The organism is Streptomyces sp. NBC_01429 (assembly GCF_036231945.1).
Classification (GTDB): Bacteria; Actinomycetota; Actinomycetes; order Streptomycetales; family Streptomycetaceae; genus Streptomyces.
Genome location: NZ_CP109599.1, coordinates 5,928,349 through 5,942,082, shown reverse-complemented (window position 1 = coordinate 5,942,082; position 13,734 = coordinate 5,928,349). Strand labels below are relative to the sequence as shown.

Annotated in this window: 9 protein-coding genes; 3 read left to right on the top strand and 6 right to left on the bottom strand. The window is 69.3% G+C overall.

What is annotated here, in order from left to right:
* Window positions 1-85 precede the first annotated feature (85 nt).
* From OG627_RS26125 to ctaC, 3 genes are read right to left on the bottom strand one after another with little or no spacing between them, the layout of a single operon-like run.
* Entirely contained in the window at window positions 86-484 is a 399-nt protein-coding gene (locus OG627_RS26125) for a cytochrome c oxidase subunit 4 (RefSeq protein WP_329069071.1), read from the bottom strand.
* Entirely contained in the window at window positions 481-2,226 is a 1,746-nt protein-coding gene (gene ctaD, locus OG627_RS26120) for an aa3-type cytochrome oxidase subunit I (protein ID WP_329069069.1), read from the bottom strand. Before ctaD ends, OG627_RS26125 begins: the two co-directional genes overlap by 4 nt.
* Entirely contained in the window at window positions 2,223-3,185 is a 963-nt protein-coding gene (ctaC, locus tag OG627_RS26115; RefSeq protein ID WP_329069067.1) for an aa3-type cytochrome oxidase subunit II, read from the bottom strand. The genes ctaD and ctaC overlap by 4 nt, the downstream gene beginning before the upstream one ends.
* 279 nt (window positions 3,186-3,464) lie before the next feature.
* Between ctaC and OG627_RS26110 the strand changes: the two genes are divergently transcribed.
* Window positions 3,465-4,859: a cysteine desulfurase/sulfurtransferase TusA family protein gene (locus OG627_RS26110; protein WP_329069065.1), complete on the top strand. Its 1,395-nt coding sequence runs from the start codon at window positions 3,465-3,467 to the stop codon at window positions 4,857-4,859.
* A gap of 40 nt (window positions 4,860-4,899) precedes the next feature.
* On the opposite strand, the gene OG627_RS26105 is transcribed toward OG627_RS26110, so the two are convergent.
* Window positions 4,900-5,886, bottom strand: a complete 987-nt coding sequence (locus OG627_RS26105) for a carbohydrate kinase family protein (RefSeq protein WP_329069063.1) — start codon at window positions 5,884-5,886, stop codon at window positions 4,900-4,902.
* Window positions 5,887-6,143: 257 nt separating this feature from the next.
* On the opposite strand from OG627_RS26105, the gene OG627_RS26100 reads away from it, so the two are divergent.
* Complete coding sequence (locus tag OG627_RS26100) at window positions 6,144-7,718, top strand: hypothetical protein (protein WP_329069061.1); 1,575 nt, start codon at window positions 6,144-6,146, stop codon at window positions 7,716-7,718.
* Window positions 7,719-7,808: 90 nt separating this feature from the next.
* Here the strand turns inward: OG627_RS26100 and OG627_RS26095 are convergent, their stop codons facing one another.
* Complete coding sequence (locus OG627_RS26095) at window positions 7,809-8,165, bottom strand: HesB/IscA family protein (RefSeq protein ID WP_329069058.1); 357 nt, start codon at window positions 8,163-8,165, stop codon at window positions 7,809-7,811.
* A 265-nt stretch (window positions 8,166-8,430) separates the two neighbouring features.
* Between OG627_RS26095 and nadA the strand changes: the two genes are divergently transcribed.
* Entirely contained in the window at window positions 8,431-9,615 is a 1,185-nt protein-coding gene (nadA, locus tag OG627_RS26090) for a quinolinate synthase NadA (RefSeq protein WP_329069056.1), read from the top strand.
* Window positions 9,616-10,383: 768 nt separating this feature from the next.
* Here nadA and OG627_RS26085 read toward each other — a convergent pair.
* The gene (locus OG627_RS26085; RefSeq protein WP_329069054.1) at window positions 10,384-13,545 is read right to left on the bottom strand and encodes an efflux RND transporter permease subunit; all 3,162 of its coding nucleotides are present in this window, start codon (window positions 13,543-13,545) and stop codon (window positions 10,384-10,386) included.
* Window positions 13,546-13,734 lie beyond the last annotated feature (189 nt).

Here is a 13,734-nt window from a genome sequence, read left to right as displayed (position 1 = left end):
GCGCGACGAGTGACGCAAACGGGGGGGCCCGGACCCTCCGTGCTGGAGTGTCCGGGCCCCCCGGAACGACGCTCTGCGGCAGCCGCTACTGGGTGCGGCTCTCACCGCGGTAGTACTCGAAGACCCAGCCCCACAGGCCGATGAGCAGCAGCGGGGCCGAGAAGTACGCCAGCCACCAGCCGATCGCCACACTGAGGAAGAGGAGGGCTCCGCCGATCGCGAGCGCGAACGGCTGCCAGCTGTGCGGGGAGAAGAACCCCACCTCGCCGGCCTCGTCCGAGACGTCGGCCTCCTTGTTGTCCTGGGCGAGCGCGTCCATCCGGCGGGCCGTGAAGGCCAGATAGAACCCGATCATGATGCTCAGGCCGAAGGCCAGGAACAGCGCCGTCGTGCCGACCGGCTCCTTGGACCAGATGCCGTAGACGACGGCCACGACCAGGATGAAGAAGCTGAGCCAGATGAACATCCTGCCTTGGATCTTCACTTTCCGGCCTCCTTACCGCCGACGAGGGCGCCGGTTCCGGCGCCGAGGCCGGCGCTCTCCAGCTCTTCGAGGGCCGCGATCTCCGGGTGGTGCAGATCGAACGCCGGGGATTCGGACCGGATGCGCGGCAGGGTGACGAAGTTGTGCCGCGGCGGCGGGCACGAGGTCGCCCATTCGAGCGAACGGCCGTAGCCCCAGGGGTCGTCCACCTCGACCTTCTTGCCGTACTTCGCGGTCTTCCACACGTTGTAGAAGAACGGCAGGATCGACAGACCCAGTACGAACGAGCTGATCGTGGAGATGGTGTTCAGCGCGGTGAATCCGTCGGCGGCGAGATAGTCCGCGTAACGGCGCGGCATGCCTTCGGCGCCCAGCCAGTGCTGGACGAGGAAGGTCCCGTGGAAACCGACGAACAGCGTCCAGAAGGTGATCTTCCCGAGCCGCTCGTCGAGCATCTTGCCGGTGAACTTCGGCCACCAGAAATGGAATCCGGCGAACATCGCGAACACCACGGTGCCGAACACCACGTAGTGGAAGTGCGCCACCACGAAATACGAGTCCGACACGTGGAAGTCCAGCGGCGGTGACGCCAGGATGACCCCGGTCAGACCACCGAAGAGGAACGTCACCAGGAACCCGACGGTCCAGAGCATCGGTGTCTCGAAGGACAGCGACCCCTTCCACATCGTCCCGATCCAGTTGAAGAACTTCACGCCGGTCGGCACGGCGATCAGGAACGTCATGAACGAGAAGAACGGCAGCAGCACGCCACCGGTCACGTACATGTGGTGCGCCCACACCGTCACGGACAGACCCGCGATCGAGATCGTCGCCGCGACCAGACCGATGTAACCGAACATGGGCTTCCGGGAGAACACCGGAATCACCTCGGAAACGATCCCGAAGAACGGCAGGGCGATGATGTACACCTCTGGATGCCCGAAGAACCAGAACAGGTGTTGCCAGAGCAACGCCCCGCCATTGGCCGCGTCGAACACATGCGCACCGAATTTACGGTCCGCCTCCAGCGCGAACAGCGCCGCCGCGAGCACCGGGAACGCCAGCAGCACGAGCACGGCCGTCAGCAGCACGTTCCATACGAAGATCGGCATCCGGAACATCGTCATGCCGGGGGCGCGCATGCAGATGATCGTGGTGATGAAGTTGACCGCGCCGAGGATCGTGCCGAACCCGGAGAACGCCAGACCCATGATCCACAGGTCCGCCCCGATCCCCGGCGAACGCACGGCGTCCGACAGGGGCGAGTACGCGAACCACCCGAAGTCCGCCGCACCCTGCGGCGTGATGAAACCGCTCACCGCGATCAGCGAACCGAAGAGGTAGAGCCAGTAGGCGAACATGTTCAGCCGCGGGAACGCCACATCGGGCGCGCCGATCTGGAGCGGCATGATCCAGTTCGCGAACCCGGCGAACAGCGGCGTCGCGAACATCAGCAGCATGACCGTGCCATGCATCGTGAACGCCTGGTTGAACTGCTCGTTGGACATGATCTGCGTGCCCGGACGCGCCAGCTCGGCGCGCATCAGCAGCGCCATGACGCCACCGATGCAGAAGAACGCGAACGACGTGATCAGGTACATCGTGCCGATCGTCTTGTGGTCCGTGGTGGTCAGCCACTTCACGACGATGTTGCCCGGCTGTTTGCGCCGTACCGGCAGCTCGTTCTCGTAAGAGTCGTCAGCTGCTGCGGCGGCACCCTGGGGTTCGTTGAGGATGCTCACAGTTTGTTCGTCTCCGCGTTCTTGGCCGGATCCGTCTGCGCGATGCCCGACGGGATGTAGCCGTTCTGGCCCTTCTTGGCCAGCTCTTCGAGGTGCTGCTGGTAGCGCTCCGGAGAGACCACCTTGACGTTGAAGAGCATCCGCGAGTGGTCGGCGCCGCACAGCTCGGCGCACTTGCCCATGAAGGTGCCCTCCTGGTTGGGGGTCACCTCGAAGGCGTTGGTGTGCCCCGGGATGACGTCCTGCTTCATCAGGAACGGCACCACCCAGAAGGAGTGGATGACATCACGTGAGGTCAGGATGAACCGGACCTTCTCCCCCTTGGGGAGCCACAGCGTCGGACCCGGGTTGTTGTTCTGGGGGTTCCGGGTGCCGGGGATGCCGTAGTCGTAGACGCCCTCGGCATGCTGCGGGAAAGCCTTCACGAACCGGTCCGGGATGGCGTCAAGTTCCTTGGGGACCTTGTTGCCGGTGGTGGTCTTCCCGTCCACGTTCTCGATGTAGTTGAAGCCCCAGCTCCACTGGTAGCCGACCACGTTGATCGTGTGGGTCGGCTTGGCGGAGAGCGTGAGGAGCTTCGACTCGTCCCGAGCGGTGAAGTAGAAGAGCACCGAGACGATGATGAGCGGGACCACGGTGTACAGCGCCTCGATGGGCATGTTGTACCGGGTCTGCGGAGGTACCTCCACCTTGCTGCGGCTGCGCCGGTGGAAGATGACGCTCCACAGGATCAGACCCCATACCAGTACGCCCGTGATGAGCGCTGCCGCCCACGAGCCCTGCCACAGGGAGAGGATCCGGGGAGCCTCCTCCGTCACCGGGGTGGGCATTCCGAGGCGGGGGAAGTCCTTGTATGTGCAACCGGTGGAGGTCGCGAGGATCAGGCCCGCAGTCAGCACCTGCGGCAGCTTCCGCCGCATCGGGCGCCGCGACGAGCGGTCGGAGCCGTTGGGACTCACGTAGCGCCTTCCCGAGAGTCTCGCCCGCGCGACCGGCTGCGGCCGTCTCCTGGTCGGTCGCCGGCCCGACGCGGGCAGGGGTTTGGATGTTTATGCGGACCAAACCCTACTGGACGTGATTTGAGGTCGTGCGGGGAGGGTGCCCAACGCGCCGCCCGACTCCCCGAAGGGATGGACCACGCTATTCGCACGGCGCCCCGATCTCCGACCCGGTGACCCGGGGGCGTTCCTGACGCTCCTTCCGGGCGCGCTTCCCGGCGTGCGCGTTAGCGTGACGACGTGCCCTACTTCGACGCCGCCTCCTCGGCCCCGCTGCATCCCGTCGCCCGCCAGGCCCTCCAGGCGTCCCTGGACGAGGGATGGGCGGATCCCTCACGGCTCTACCGCGAGGGCAGGCGGGCCGGGCTGCTGCTGGACGCGGCCAGGGAGGCGGCGGCGGAGGCCGTCGGCTGCCGCCCGGACGAGCTGGTTTTCACTCCTTCGGGGACGCACGCGGTGCACTCGGGAATGTCGGGCGCGCTCGCGGGGCGTCGGCGTGTCGGACGCCATGTGGCGGTCTCCTCGGTGGAGCACTCCTCGGTGCTGCACGCGGCGGCCGCGCACGAGAGCGCGGCCGGCGGGACGGTGAGCGAGGTGGGGGTGGACCGGTACGGAACGGTGGACCCGGACGCGTACGCGGCGGTGCTGCGCGCCGACACCGCCCTGGCGTGTCTCCAGTCGGCCAACCACGAGGTGGGGACGGAGCAGCCGGTCTCCGCCGTCGCCGAGGTCTGCCGCAGCCGGGGCGTGCCGCTGCTGGTGGACGCGGCGCAGTCGCTGGGCTGGGGCCCGGTGGACGGCGCCTGGTCGCTGCTGACGGCGAGCGCGCACAAGTGGGGCGGTCCGGCGGGCGTCGGGCTGCTGGCCGTGCGCAAGGGGGTGCGGTTCGCCGCGCCGGGCCCGGCCGACGAGCGCGAGTCGGGCCGCGCCCCGGGGTTCCAGAACATCCCGGCGATCGTCGCCGCCGCCGCCTCGCTGCGCGCGGTGCGCGCCGGGGCGGCGGCCGAGTCGGTACGGCTGCGGGCGCTGGTGGACCGGATCAGGGCGCGGGTGCCGGAGCTGGTGCCCGATGTGGAGGTGGTGGGGCATCCGGTCCACCGGCTCCCCCATCTCGTCACGTTCTCCTGTCTCTACGTGGACGGGGAGACGCTGCTGCACGAGCTGGACCGGGCGGACTTCTCGGTGTCCTCGGGCTCCTCCTGCACCAGCTCCACGCTGACCCCCAGTCATGTGCTGCGGGCGATGGAGGTGCTCTCGGAGGGCAATGTCCGGCTCTCGCTCCCCCTCGGGACACCGGAGGCGGAGGTGGACCGCTTCCTGGAGGTGCTGCCGGGGGTGGTGTCCGGGGTACGGGAACGGTTCGGCGCGCCCACCTCGGCCGCGCCCGCCGCCGGCCGGGAGGGCGGCCCCGCCGAACGGGTGCTGGACACGCTCGGCCGGCGCTGCCCGATCCCGGTGATCGAGCTGGCCAAGATCTTCGGCGAGGTGCCGGTGGGCGGCACGGTGGCGGTGCTCTCGGACGACGAGGCGGCGCGGCTGGACATTCCGGCGTGGTGCGAGATGCGCGGCCAGGAGTACGTGGGCGAGCGGCCGGCGGACCACGGTGTCGCGTATGTGGTCCGCCGGGTGTCGTGAGCGTCGCCCGCGTGCTCCCGCCGCCGGCTCGCGCGTCGGCTCAGGCCACCGTCTCGGGCAGATGGGCCTGGACCTCGGCCCCCGCGTCGTGGCCGTACGCCTTGGTGAAGCGCTCCATGAAGTGGGTCCTGCGCAGGGTGTACTCCTGGGTGCCCACGGTCTCGATGACCAGGGTGGCGAGCATGCAGCCGACCTGCGCGGCGCGCTCCAGGCCGACGCCCCAGGTGAGGCCGGAGAGGAATCCGGCGCGGAAGGCGTCGCCGACGCCGGTCGGGTCGGCCTTGACGGTCTCGTCCGGGCAGCCGACGACGATCGGCTCGTCGCCGACGCGCTCGATCCGTACACCGTTCTTGCCGAGCGTCGTGACGCGGTGGCCGACCCGGGAGAGGATCTCCGCGTCGTCCCAGCCGGTCTTGGCCTCGATGAGTCCCTTCTCGTACTCGTTGGAGAAGAGGTAGGTCGCGCCGTCGAGCAGGGTGCGGATCTCGTCGCGCTCCATGCGCGCGATCTGCTGCGAGAAGTCGGCGGCGAAGGGGATCTTGCGGCTGCGGCACTCCTCGGTGTGGCGCAGCATGCCCTCGGGGTCGTCCGCGCCGATCAGCACCAGGTCGAGACCGCCGACGCGGTCGGCGACCTTCTTCAGCTCGATCTGGCGGGCCTCGCTCATCGCGCCCGCGTAGAAGGAGCCGATCTGGTTGTGGTCGGCGTCGGTGGTGCACACGAAGCGGGCCGTGTGCAGGACCTCGGAGATCCGCACGGAGGTGGTGTCGACGCCGTGCCGGTCCAGCCAGGCGCGGTACTCGTCGAAGTCCTGGCCGGCGGCGCCGACCAGGAGGGGACGGGCGCCCAGCTGGCCCATGCCGAAGCAGATGTTCGCCCCGACACCGCCCCTGCGCACTTCTAGGTTGTCGACCAGGAAGGAGAGGGAGACCGTGTGCAGCTGCTCGGCGACCAGTTGGTCGGCGAAGCGGCCGGGAAAGGTCATCAGATGATCGGTGGCGATGGAGCCGGTGACTGCGATTCGCACGGCGTGAACGCTCCTGATGAGGAGAACGGTTGACAGTTCACGCTACCGGGTCGGTACGCCGGGCGGTGCCGCGCGACGATCGGGGGGAACCGCTCGCGCGCCCCTTCCGTCCAACGGGTGTTCCCCCTTACCGGGGATACGGAATACGACGGAGCCACGGAACGTATCGAATCGGTTACGCTCCGCTTGCCGGGTCCGGGAACGTACGGATCCGCCCGGTGTACGGATATGCCCGATACGCAGTCGAAGGAGCAGCGGTGACCAGTACGGAGCGGCCCCCCGAGGGCACAGCCGAAACCGGCGGCGCCGGTGTTCCGCGCCGTCGCCGTCCCCGGTTCGCCGTCGCGACGGTGGCCGCGGCGGTATTGATCGCCGGAGGCGGGGGCGCGTACTTCGCGACGAACGCCTTCGGCGGCAGCGCCGCGCCCTCGGCGGACGGCGGGCCGCCGCCGCTCGCCCTCGACACGCTCGGCACCCCCGCCGGGGCTCCGGTCGGCGCCGGGGGCCCGGACGCGGCCGGGGGGACCGCCGGGGAACCGGCGCCGCCGGCCATCGCGCCCGGCGAGCCCGATCCGGGCGGGGTCACGTACCGCGCCAAGGGCAAGCTGCCGCAGGGCCCCGGTACGGCGCGGGTCTACCGGACGAGCGGCGCGGTCACGGCGGCCGACGTGACCCGGCTGGCGACGGCGCTGGGGCTGACGGGGGCGCCCAGGTCCGACGGGACGGCCTGGAAGGTCGGTACGGACAAGGACGGTTCGGGCCCGCTGCTGAGCGTCTCGAAGCAGGCGCCGGGCACCTGGACCTACGCCCAGTTCGGACGTTCGGGCGGCGACAACTGCCTCAAGGGCAAGGCGTGCCCGTCGGGCGGTTCGAGCGCGAGCGGCGCCGGGGGTCCGGCCTCCGGGGACGCGGGCGCGGCGGTGAGCGAGGCGGCGGCGAAGAAGGCGGCGGCGCCGGTGCTGAAGGCGCTGGGGCAGGCCGACGCGGATCTGGACGCCGGGCAGTTGATGGGCTCGACCCGGGTGGTGAACGCGGATCCGGTGGTCGGCGGGCTGCCCACGTACGGCTGGTCGACCGGGATCCAGGTGGGTACGGACGGCCAGGTCACCGGCGGCGGCGGACAGCTGACGGCGCCGGAGCGCAGTGACGCCTATCCGGTGATCGGCGCGGACGCGGCCCTCAAGGAGCTGAACAAGGCCGCCGAGGGCGCGGGCGGTACGGCCGCGGGCCGGATCGGCGGCTGCGCGACAGCCGTACCGCTGGAGAGCGAGGAGCCGGCCGCTCCGTGCGCGGGCGCCGCCCGCGCGGCCGCCGCTCAGCCGGTGGAGATCGACAAGGCGGTCTTCGGGCTCGCGGTGCGGTCGGTGGCGGGCAAGGGCGCGCTCGTACCGTCCTGGCTGTTCGAGGTGGCCCCGGGCGGCGGCGCCGCGCCGTACACGGTGACGCACCCGGCGGTGGCCCCGGAGTTCCTGACCAAATCAGAGCCGCCGCACCAGGAGCTGCCGGGCGGACCCGCACCGGTGGGCCCGGACACGCCGGGGGGCGACAAGGCCGCGCCGGACACGTCCCGGTCGAGCGCCATCACGACGTACACCACGGAGGGCCGGAAGCTGACGCTCCACTTCATGGGCGGGGTGTGCTCCACGTACACGCCGCAGGCGGACGAGAGCGGCACCGCGGTGAAGGTGAAGCTGGTGGTCTCCCACCCGGATCCCGACAAGGTGTGCATGGCGATCGCCAAGGAGCAGTCCGCGACGGTGACCCTGGACGAGCCGCTGGGCGAGCGGACGGTGGTGGACGCGACGACGGGCGAGAAGATCGCGCGTCGCTGATACAGGTCACGGATACACGTCACGCGGAAGGCGGCGGTCCCTCTCGGGGCCGCCGCCTTCCGTATGCGCTCTGTCCTCCGCGGAGACGTCCTAGCTGAAGGAGTCACCGCAGGCGCAGGAGCCCGACGCGTTCGGGTTGTCGATCGTGAAGCCCTGCTTCTCGATCGTGTCGACGAAGTCGATGGAGGCGCCGCCCAGGTAGGGGGCGCTCATCCGGTCGGTGACGACCTTGACGCCGCCGAAGTCCTTGATGACGTCGCCGTCGAGCGAGCGCTCGTCGAAGAACAGTTGGTAACGCAGGCCGGAGCAGCCGCCGGGCTGGACGGCGACGCGCAGCGCGAGGTCGTCACGCCCTTCCTGGTCCAGCAGGGCCTTCACCTTGCCCGCGGCGGCGTCGGACAGGAGGATGCCGTCGCTCACGGTGGTGGTCTCGTCCGATACGGACATCTGCTTCTCTCCCGGGTTGTACGGACTGCTTGCGGACAGCTTGCCGACAGTGCAACCGGCTCGGCCGCGGATTCATTCCGGGCACTGACGCTTGTCATTCCCGGCTGTCTTTCCCCATTCATGCTCGCACACCGGCCGCCCCTTCGGAATGCGTCACATCGACGCTATCGCCGTCGTCAAAGTGACGTGAAGCGGCTATGATAGATAGCGTCATTTAGACGAAAAGGCTCGTCCGTTCGTCCGTAGAGAAGAAAAGGTGCGTGCCGTGACCACCACCCAGTCCGTGGACCTCGATGTCCAGCCGACCCCTCTCGCCCTGCTGCTCCTCGGCCGCGCGGCCGATCCGAGCAGCGAGCGCGGCGTGGAGTGCCCCGGCGACCTGCCCTCCCCTTCGGACCCGGATCTGGTGGAGCGCGCCCGCGCGGCGAAGGAGAAGCTCGGCGACAAGGTCTTCGTCCTCGGCCACCACTACCAGCGCGACGAGGTCATCCAGTTCGCCGATGTCACCGGGGACTCCTTCAAGCTGGCCAAGGACGCGGCGGCCCGCCCCGCCGCCGAGTACATCGTCTTCTGCGGTGTGCACTTCATGGCCGAGTCCGCCGACATCCTCACCACCGACGACCAGAAGGTCGTCCTGCCCGACCTGGCCGCCGGCTGCTCCATGGCCGACATGGCCACGGCCGAACAGGTCGCGGAGTGCTGGGACGTGCTGGCCGAGGCCGGGATCACCGACCGGGTGGTGCCCGTCTCGTACATGAACTCCTCGGCCGACATCAAGGCGTTCACCGGCAAGCACGGCGGCACGATCTGCACCTCGTCGAACGCCGAGCGCGCGCTGAAATGGGCCTTCGAGCAGGGCGAACAGGTCCTCTTCCTCCCCGACCAGCACCTGGGCCGGAACACGGCGGTACGGGACCTGGGGATGTCGCTGGACGACTGCGTCCTCTACAACCCGCACAAACCGAACGGCGGGCTGACCACGCAGCAGCTGCGGGACGCCAAGATGATCCTGTGGCGCGGCCACTGCTCGGTGCACGGGCGCTTCTCGCTCGACTCCGTACGGGACGTGCGGGAGCGGATACCGGGGGTCAACGTGCTGGTCCACCCCGAGTGCAAGCACGAGGTCGTGGCGGCGGCGGACTACGTCGGCTCCACCGAGTACATCATCAAGGCCCTGGAGGCGGCCCCGGCCGGCTCGAAGTGGGCGATCGGCACGGAGCTGAATCTCGTACAGCGCCTGGCGAACCGTTTCGCCCCGGAGGGCAAGGAGATCGTCTTCCTCGACAAGACAGTCTGCTTCTGCTCCACGATGAACCGCATCGACCTGCCGCACCTGGTGTGGACGCTGGAGTCGCTGGCCGAGGGCAACGAGGTCAACGTCATCCGGGTCGACAAGGAGACGGCGGACTTCGCGCAGCTGGCGCTGGAGCGGATGCTGGCGCTGCCGTAGCGGACGCGTACGTACGTACGTGGGTACGTGACACGCCCCCGGAGCCTGGTCTGTGGCTCCGGGGGCGTACTCGGTCCGTGCCCTCGGTGGTGACGGGAGCCTTCACCCAGGTCTTGCCGCCGTCGTAGGACGCCTTGACCTCAAGGGACTTGACGCCCACGCCGTTGCCCGCCGCGTAACCGTCGACGGACAGCGGCACCGTCAGCTTCGCGCCCGCCTCGGCCGTGCTGGCCAGGTTCAGCTTCGGTGCGAAGGTCAGGGTGGAGAGCGGCAGATCCACCGGCCGCCTCCTGGACCACGTTCATCGCCACCCTCAAGGCATAAGGCGCAGCGCAGCCGTTTCCCCAGTTCAGCCCGCCCCAGCACCGACCCAGGACGGGCTGAACTCATCCCCGCCGGGCCGGAATCCTGTGAGCCGGTGGGCCCTGCGGGGCACGCGGCAGTTGCATGGAGTGGTGGCGCGTTTCGTCAAGCGTCCGTCGACCGGATGCTTGCTGGGATTCATGCCCCGCTGATCACTGTCAGCTGTAATCGGCGGGTCAGTACCAAGAGGTAAGCGTGGTGAACGGGGCCGTTGGTGACGGGTGGGGGCAGTGTCTCGCTGCGGGCGGAGCTGACCGACGGGGACGGGAACACCCTGACCCAGACGATCGAGCGGGCCTACCTCCTCACGAAGTAACCGAACCACGGCCCCGCACGCGCCGACGCCCCGGTACGGACCGTGCATTCGGTCCGTACGGGGGCGTCGGCGTCTATCCGGCCCGGTGGTTACACCTTGACCGGCTCCTGGTCCGGCTCCGTGGCCGGGGCGCCCGTGGCCGGCTCGTCCTTGGCGGAGCGCTTGGCGGCCTTCTTGGCGGCCCGGCGCTCCTTGCGGAGTTCGACCATCGCGTACAGCGCGGGCACCAGCAGCAGTGTCAGCAGCGTGGACGAGAGCAGACCGCCGATCACGACCACCGCGAGGGGCTGGCCGATGAAGCCGCCCTCGCCCGTGACCCCCGCCGCCATCGGCATCAGCGCGAAGATCGTGGCGAGCGCCGTCATCAGGATCGGGCGGAGCCGGTGACGGCCACCCTCGACGACGGCCTCCACCACGCCCAGGCCCTGGGCCCGGTACTGGTTGATCAGGTCGATCAGCACGATCGCGTTGGTGACGACGATGCCGATCAGCATCAGCATGCCGATCATGGCCGGGATGCCCAGCGGCGTACCGGTGAGCAGCAGCAGGGCGATCGCGCCGGTCGCGGCGAACGGGACGGAGACGAGCAGGATCAGCGGCTGGATGAGCGACCGGAAGGTCGCGACCAGCAGCATGAACACGATCGCGATCGCCGCGAGCATGGCCAGCGCCAGGTTGGTGAAGGCGTCGTCCTGGTCCGAGGAGACACCGCCGATGGTGGCGGTGGCGCCGTCGGGCAGCTTCAGACCGTCGATCTTCGTCTGGAGAGCCGTGCTGACCGCGCCGGTGTTGTCGCCGAGCGGCCGCGCCGTGATCGTCGCGGAGCGGGCGCCGTCGATGCGGGTCATGGAGACCGGGCCCGGAACGAGCTTCACATCGGCGACCTGACCGAGCGTGACCGGACCGAGCTGCACCTTCTTCAGCTGGGCGATCGTGGTGGCCGGCTTCTCGGAGGTGACGATGACATCGCGCTCACTGTCGTCCAGCATGGCCGTGCCCGACCGGGTGCCGCTCACGGCCTGCGCCACGGCGCCGCCGATCGCGGTGTCGTTGAAGCCGGCCTCGGCGGCCTTCTCGTTGGCCTTCACCGAGATGCGCGGGACGGACTGCGCCAAGTCGCTCTGGACATCGGTGACGTCGTCCAGCGTGGCGACGGCCTTGCGTACCTCTTCGGCCGCCTTTTCGAGGGTGTCCGACTCGGACGCCTTGACGACCACGCTGAGGTCCTGGCTGCCGAAGCCGCCGCCCCCGCTGATCGTGGTGGTGCCGATGCCCTTGAGCTTGGCGAGTTCCTTCTCGATGTGCTCCTGGGTCTCCGCGGACTTCTCCGCGTCCTTCAGCGTGACCTGGTAGGACGCCTGGTTCGCGCCCGAACCGCCGCCGAAGGCCGCCATGAAGCCGGAGGAGCCGACGGTGACCTGGTAGTCCGTGACCTCGTCGAGGCCGGAGAGGAGCTTCTCGACCTTCTTGGCGGAGGCGTCGGCCGTCTCCAGGCTGGTGCCGGGCTCCAGCTTCTGCGAGATCGTCAGGCTCTCCTGGTCGCCCTCGTCGAAGAAGTTGGTCTTGAGGAGCGGTGCCATGCCCAGCGTGACGAGCAGGACCGCCGCGGCGATGACCACGCTGGTGATGCGGCGGCGGGTGGCGAACCCGAGCACGGGGACGTACAGCCGCTGGAGCCTGCTGCGGGTCTCCTCCTCCTCGGCCTTGCGGCGCGCCTCGTCCGGGTCGGCGCCGTCCGCGAGGCCCGGTGCCTTGAGGAACCAGAACGAGAGGACGGGGATGACGGTGAGGGAGACGAGCAGCGAGGCGAGCAGGGCCGCCGTGACGGTGAGCGAGAACGAGCTGAACAGTTCGCCGACGATGCCGCCGACCAGGCCGATCGGCAGGAACACCGCGACGGTCGTCAGGGTCGAGGCGGTGACCGCGCCCGCGACCTCCTTGACGGCGGTGAGGATGGCCTTCTCGCGCTCCTCGCCGTAGCCGAGGTGGCGCTTGATGTTCTCCAGCACGACGATCGAGTCGTCGACGACGCGGCCGATCGCGATGGTCAGCGCGCCGAGGGTGAGCATGTTGAGCGAGAGGTCACGCGTCCACAGCACGATCAGCGCCAGGACGATGGAGAGCGGGATGGAGACCGCCGTGACGATCGTGGAGCGGATCGAGGCCAGGAAGACCAGGATCACGATCACCGCGAAGAGCAGACCGAGCGCGCCTTCGGTGGTGAGTCCCGAGATCGACTTGGAGACCTCGGGTCCCTGGTCGGTGACGACGGTGAGGGCAGCGCCGGAGCCGAGGTCCTTGCGGAGGCCGGGCAGCTTGTCCTTGACGCCGTCGGAGATGGCGACGGCGCTGCCGTCCTTGTCCATCGTGACCACGACGGCGAGGCTGGGCTTGCCGTTGGTCCGGGTCAGGGAGGTCGCGGCGGACGGCGTCTGCTCGACGGTGGCGATGTCACCGAGGCGTACGGGCTTGGGCGCGGTCGCGTCGCCGGCGCCGCCCTGGGCGGCCTGGGGCGCGATCCGCAGGTCCTCGATCTGCTTGATCGAGGTGTAGCCGCCGCCGACCTGGACCGTACGGCTCTTGCCGTCCTCGGTGAAGGCGCCGGCGGGAAGGGTCGCGCCGCCGGCCTTGAGGGCCTCGGAGAGCGACATGGTGGTCAGTCCGGCCGCCGCGAGCTTGCCGTCGTCGGGCGTGACGGAGACCTGGAGCTTGCGGACGCCGTCGATGGTGACCTGGCCGACGCCGTCGATGCCCTGGAGCGCCGGGACGACCGTGCGGTCGAGCTGGTCGGCGAGGGCCTGCTGGTCCTTGTCGGAGGTCACGGCGAGGACGACGGTCGGGATGTCGTCCGTCGAGCCGGCGATGACCTGGGGGTCCACGCCCGTCGGCAGCTGGGACCTGGCGCGGTTCACGGCCTGCTGGACATCGGCGACGAGCTGCTTGGTGCCGCTGTCACCGAAGTCGAAGGAGGCCATGACGATGGCGCTGCCCTCGCTGGCCGTGGAGGTGACGGACTTGATGCCGTCGACGGACTTGAGCGAGTTCTCCAGCGGCTCGACGACCTGCTTCTCGACCACATCGGGGGAGGCGCCCTGGTAGGGGGCGAGCACCGAGACCATCGGAAGTTCGATGGAGGGCAGCAGCTGCTGCTTGAGCTGCGGTATCGCAACCGCGCCGAACACGATCGCGATGATCGAAATCAGCCCTATCAGGGCCCGTTGCGCGAGGCTGAATTTTGCCAGCCAGGACATGGGGTCTCTCTTCTGTGGTGTACGCGGCAGGTGGTTCGGCGGCTCGGCCCGGGAGGCGTACGGAACGTCTCCGGGGGTGGGGCGCTGAGGCCCCCTCTATACGATCTGCCATCCGGGAGGCCGAACGCGTAGCCCCCAGGTCCCCTTCTTTATCTGCCGCATACCGCGCCTGGAGTAGCGCGGAGCTGA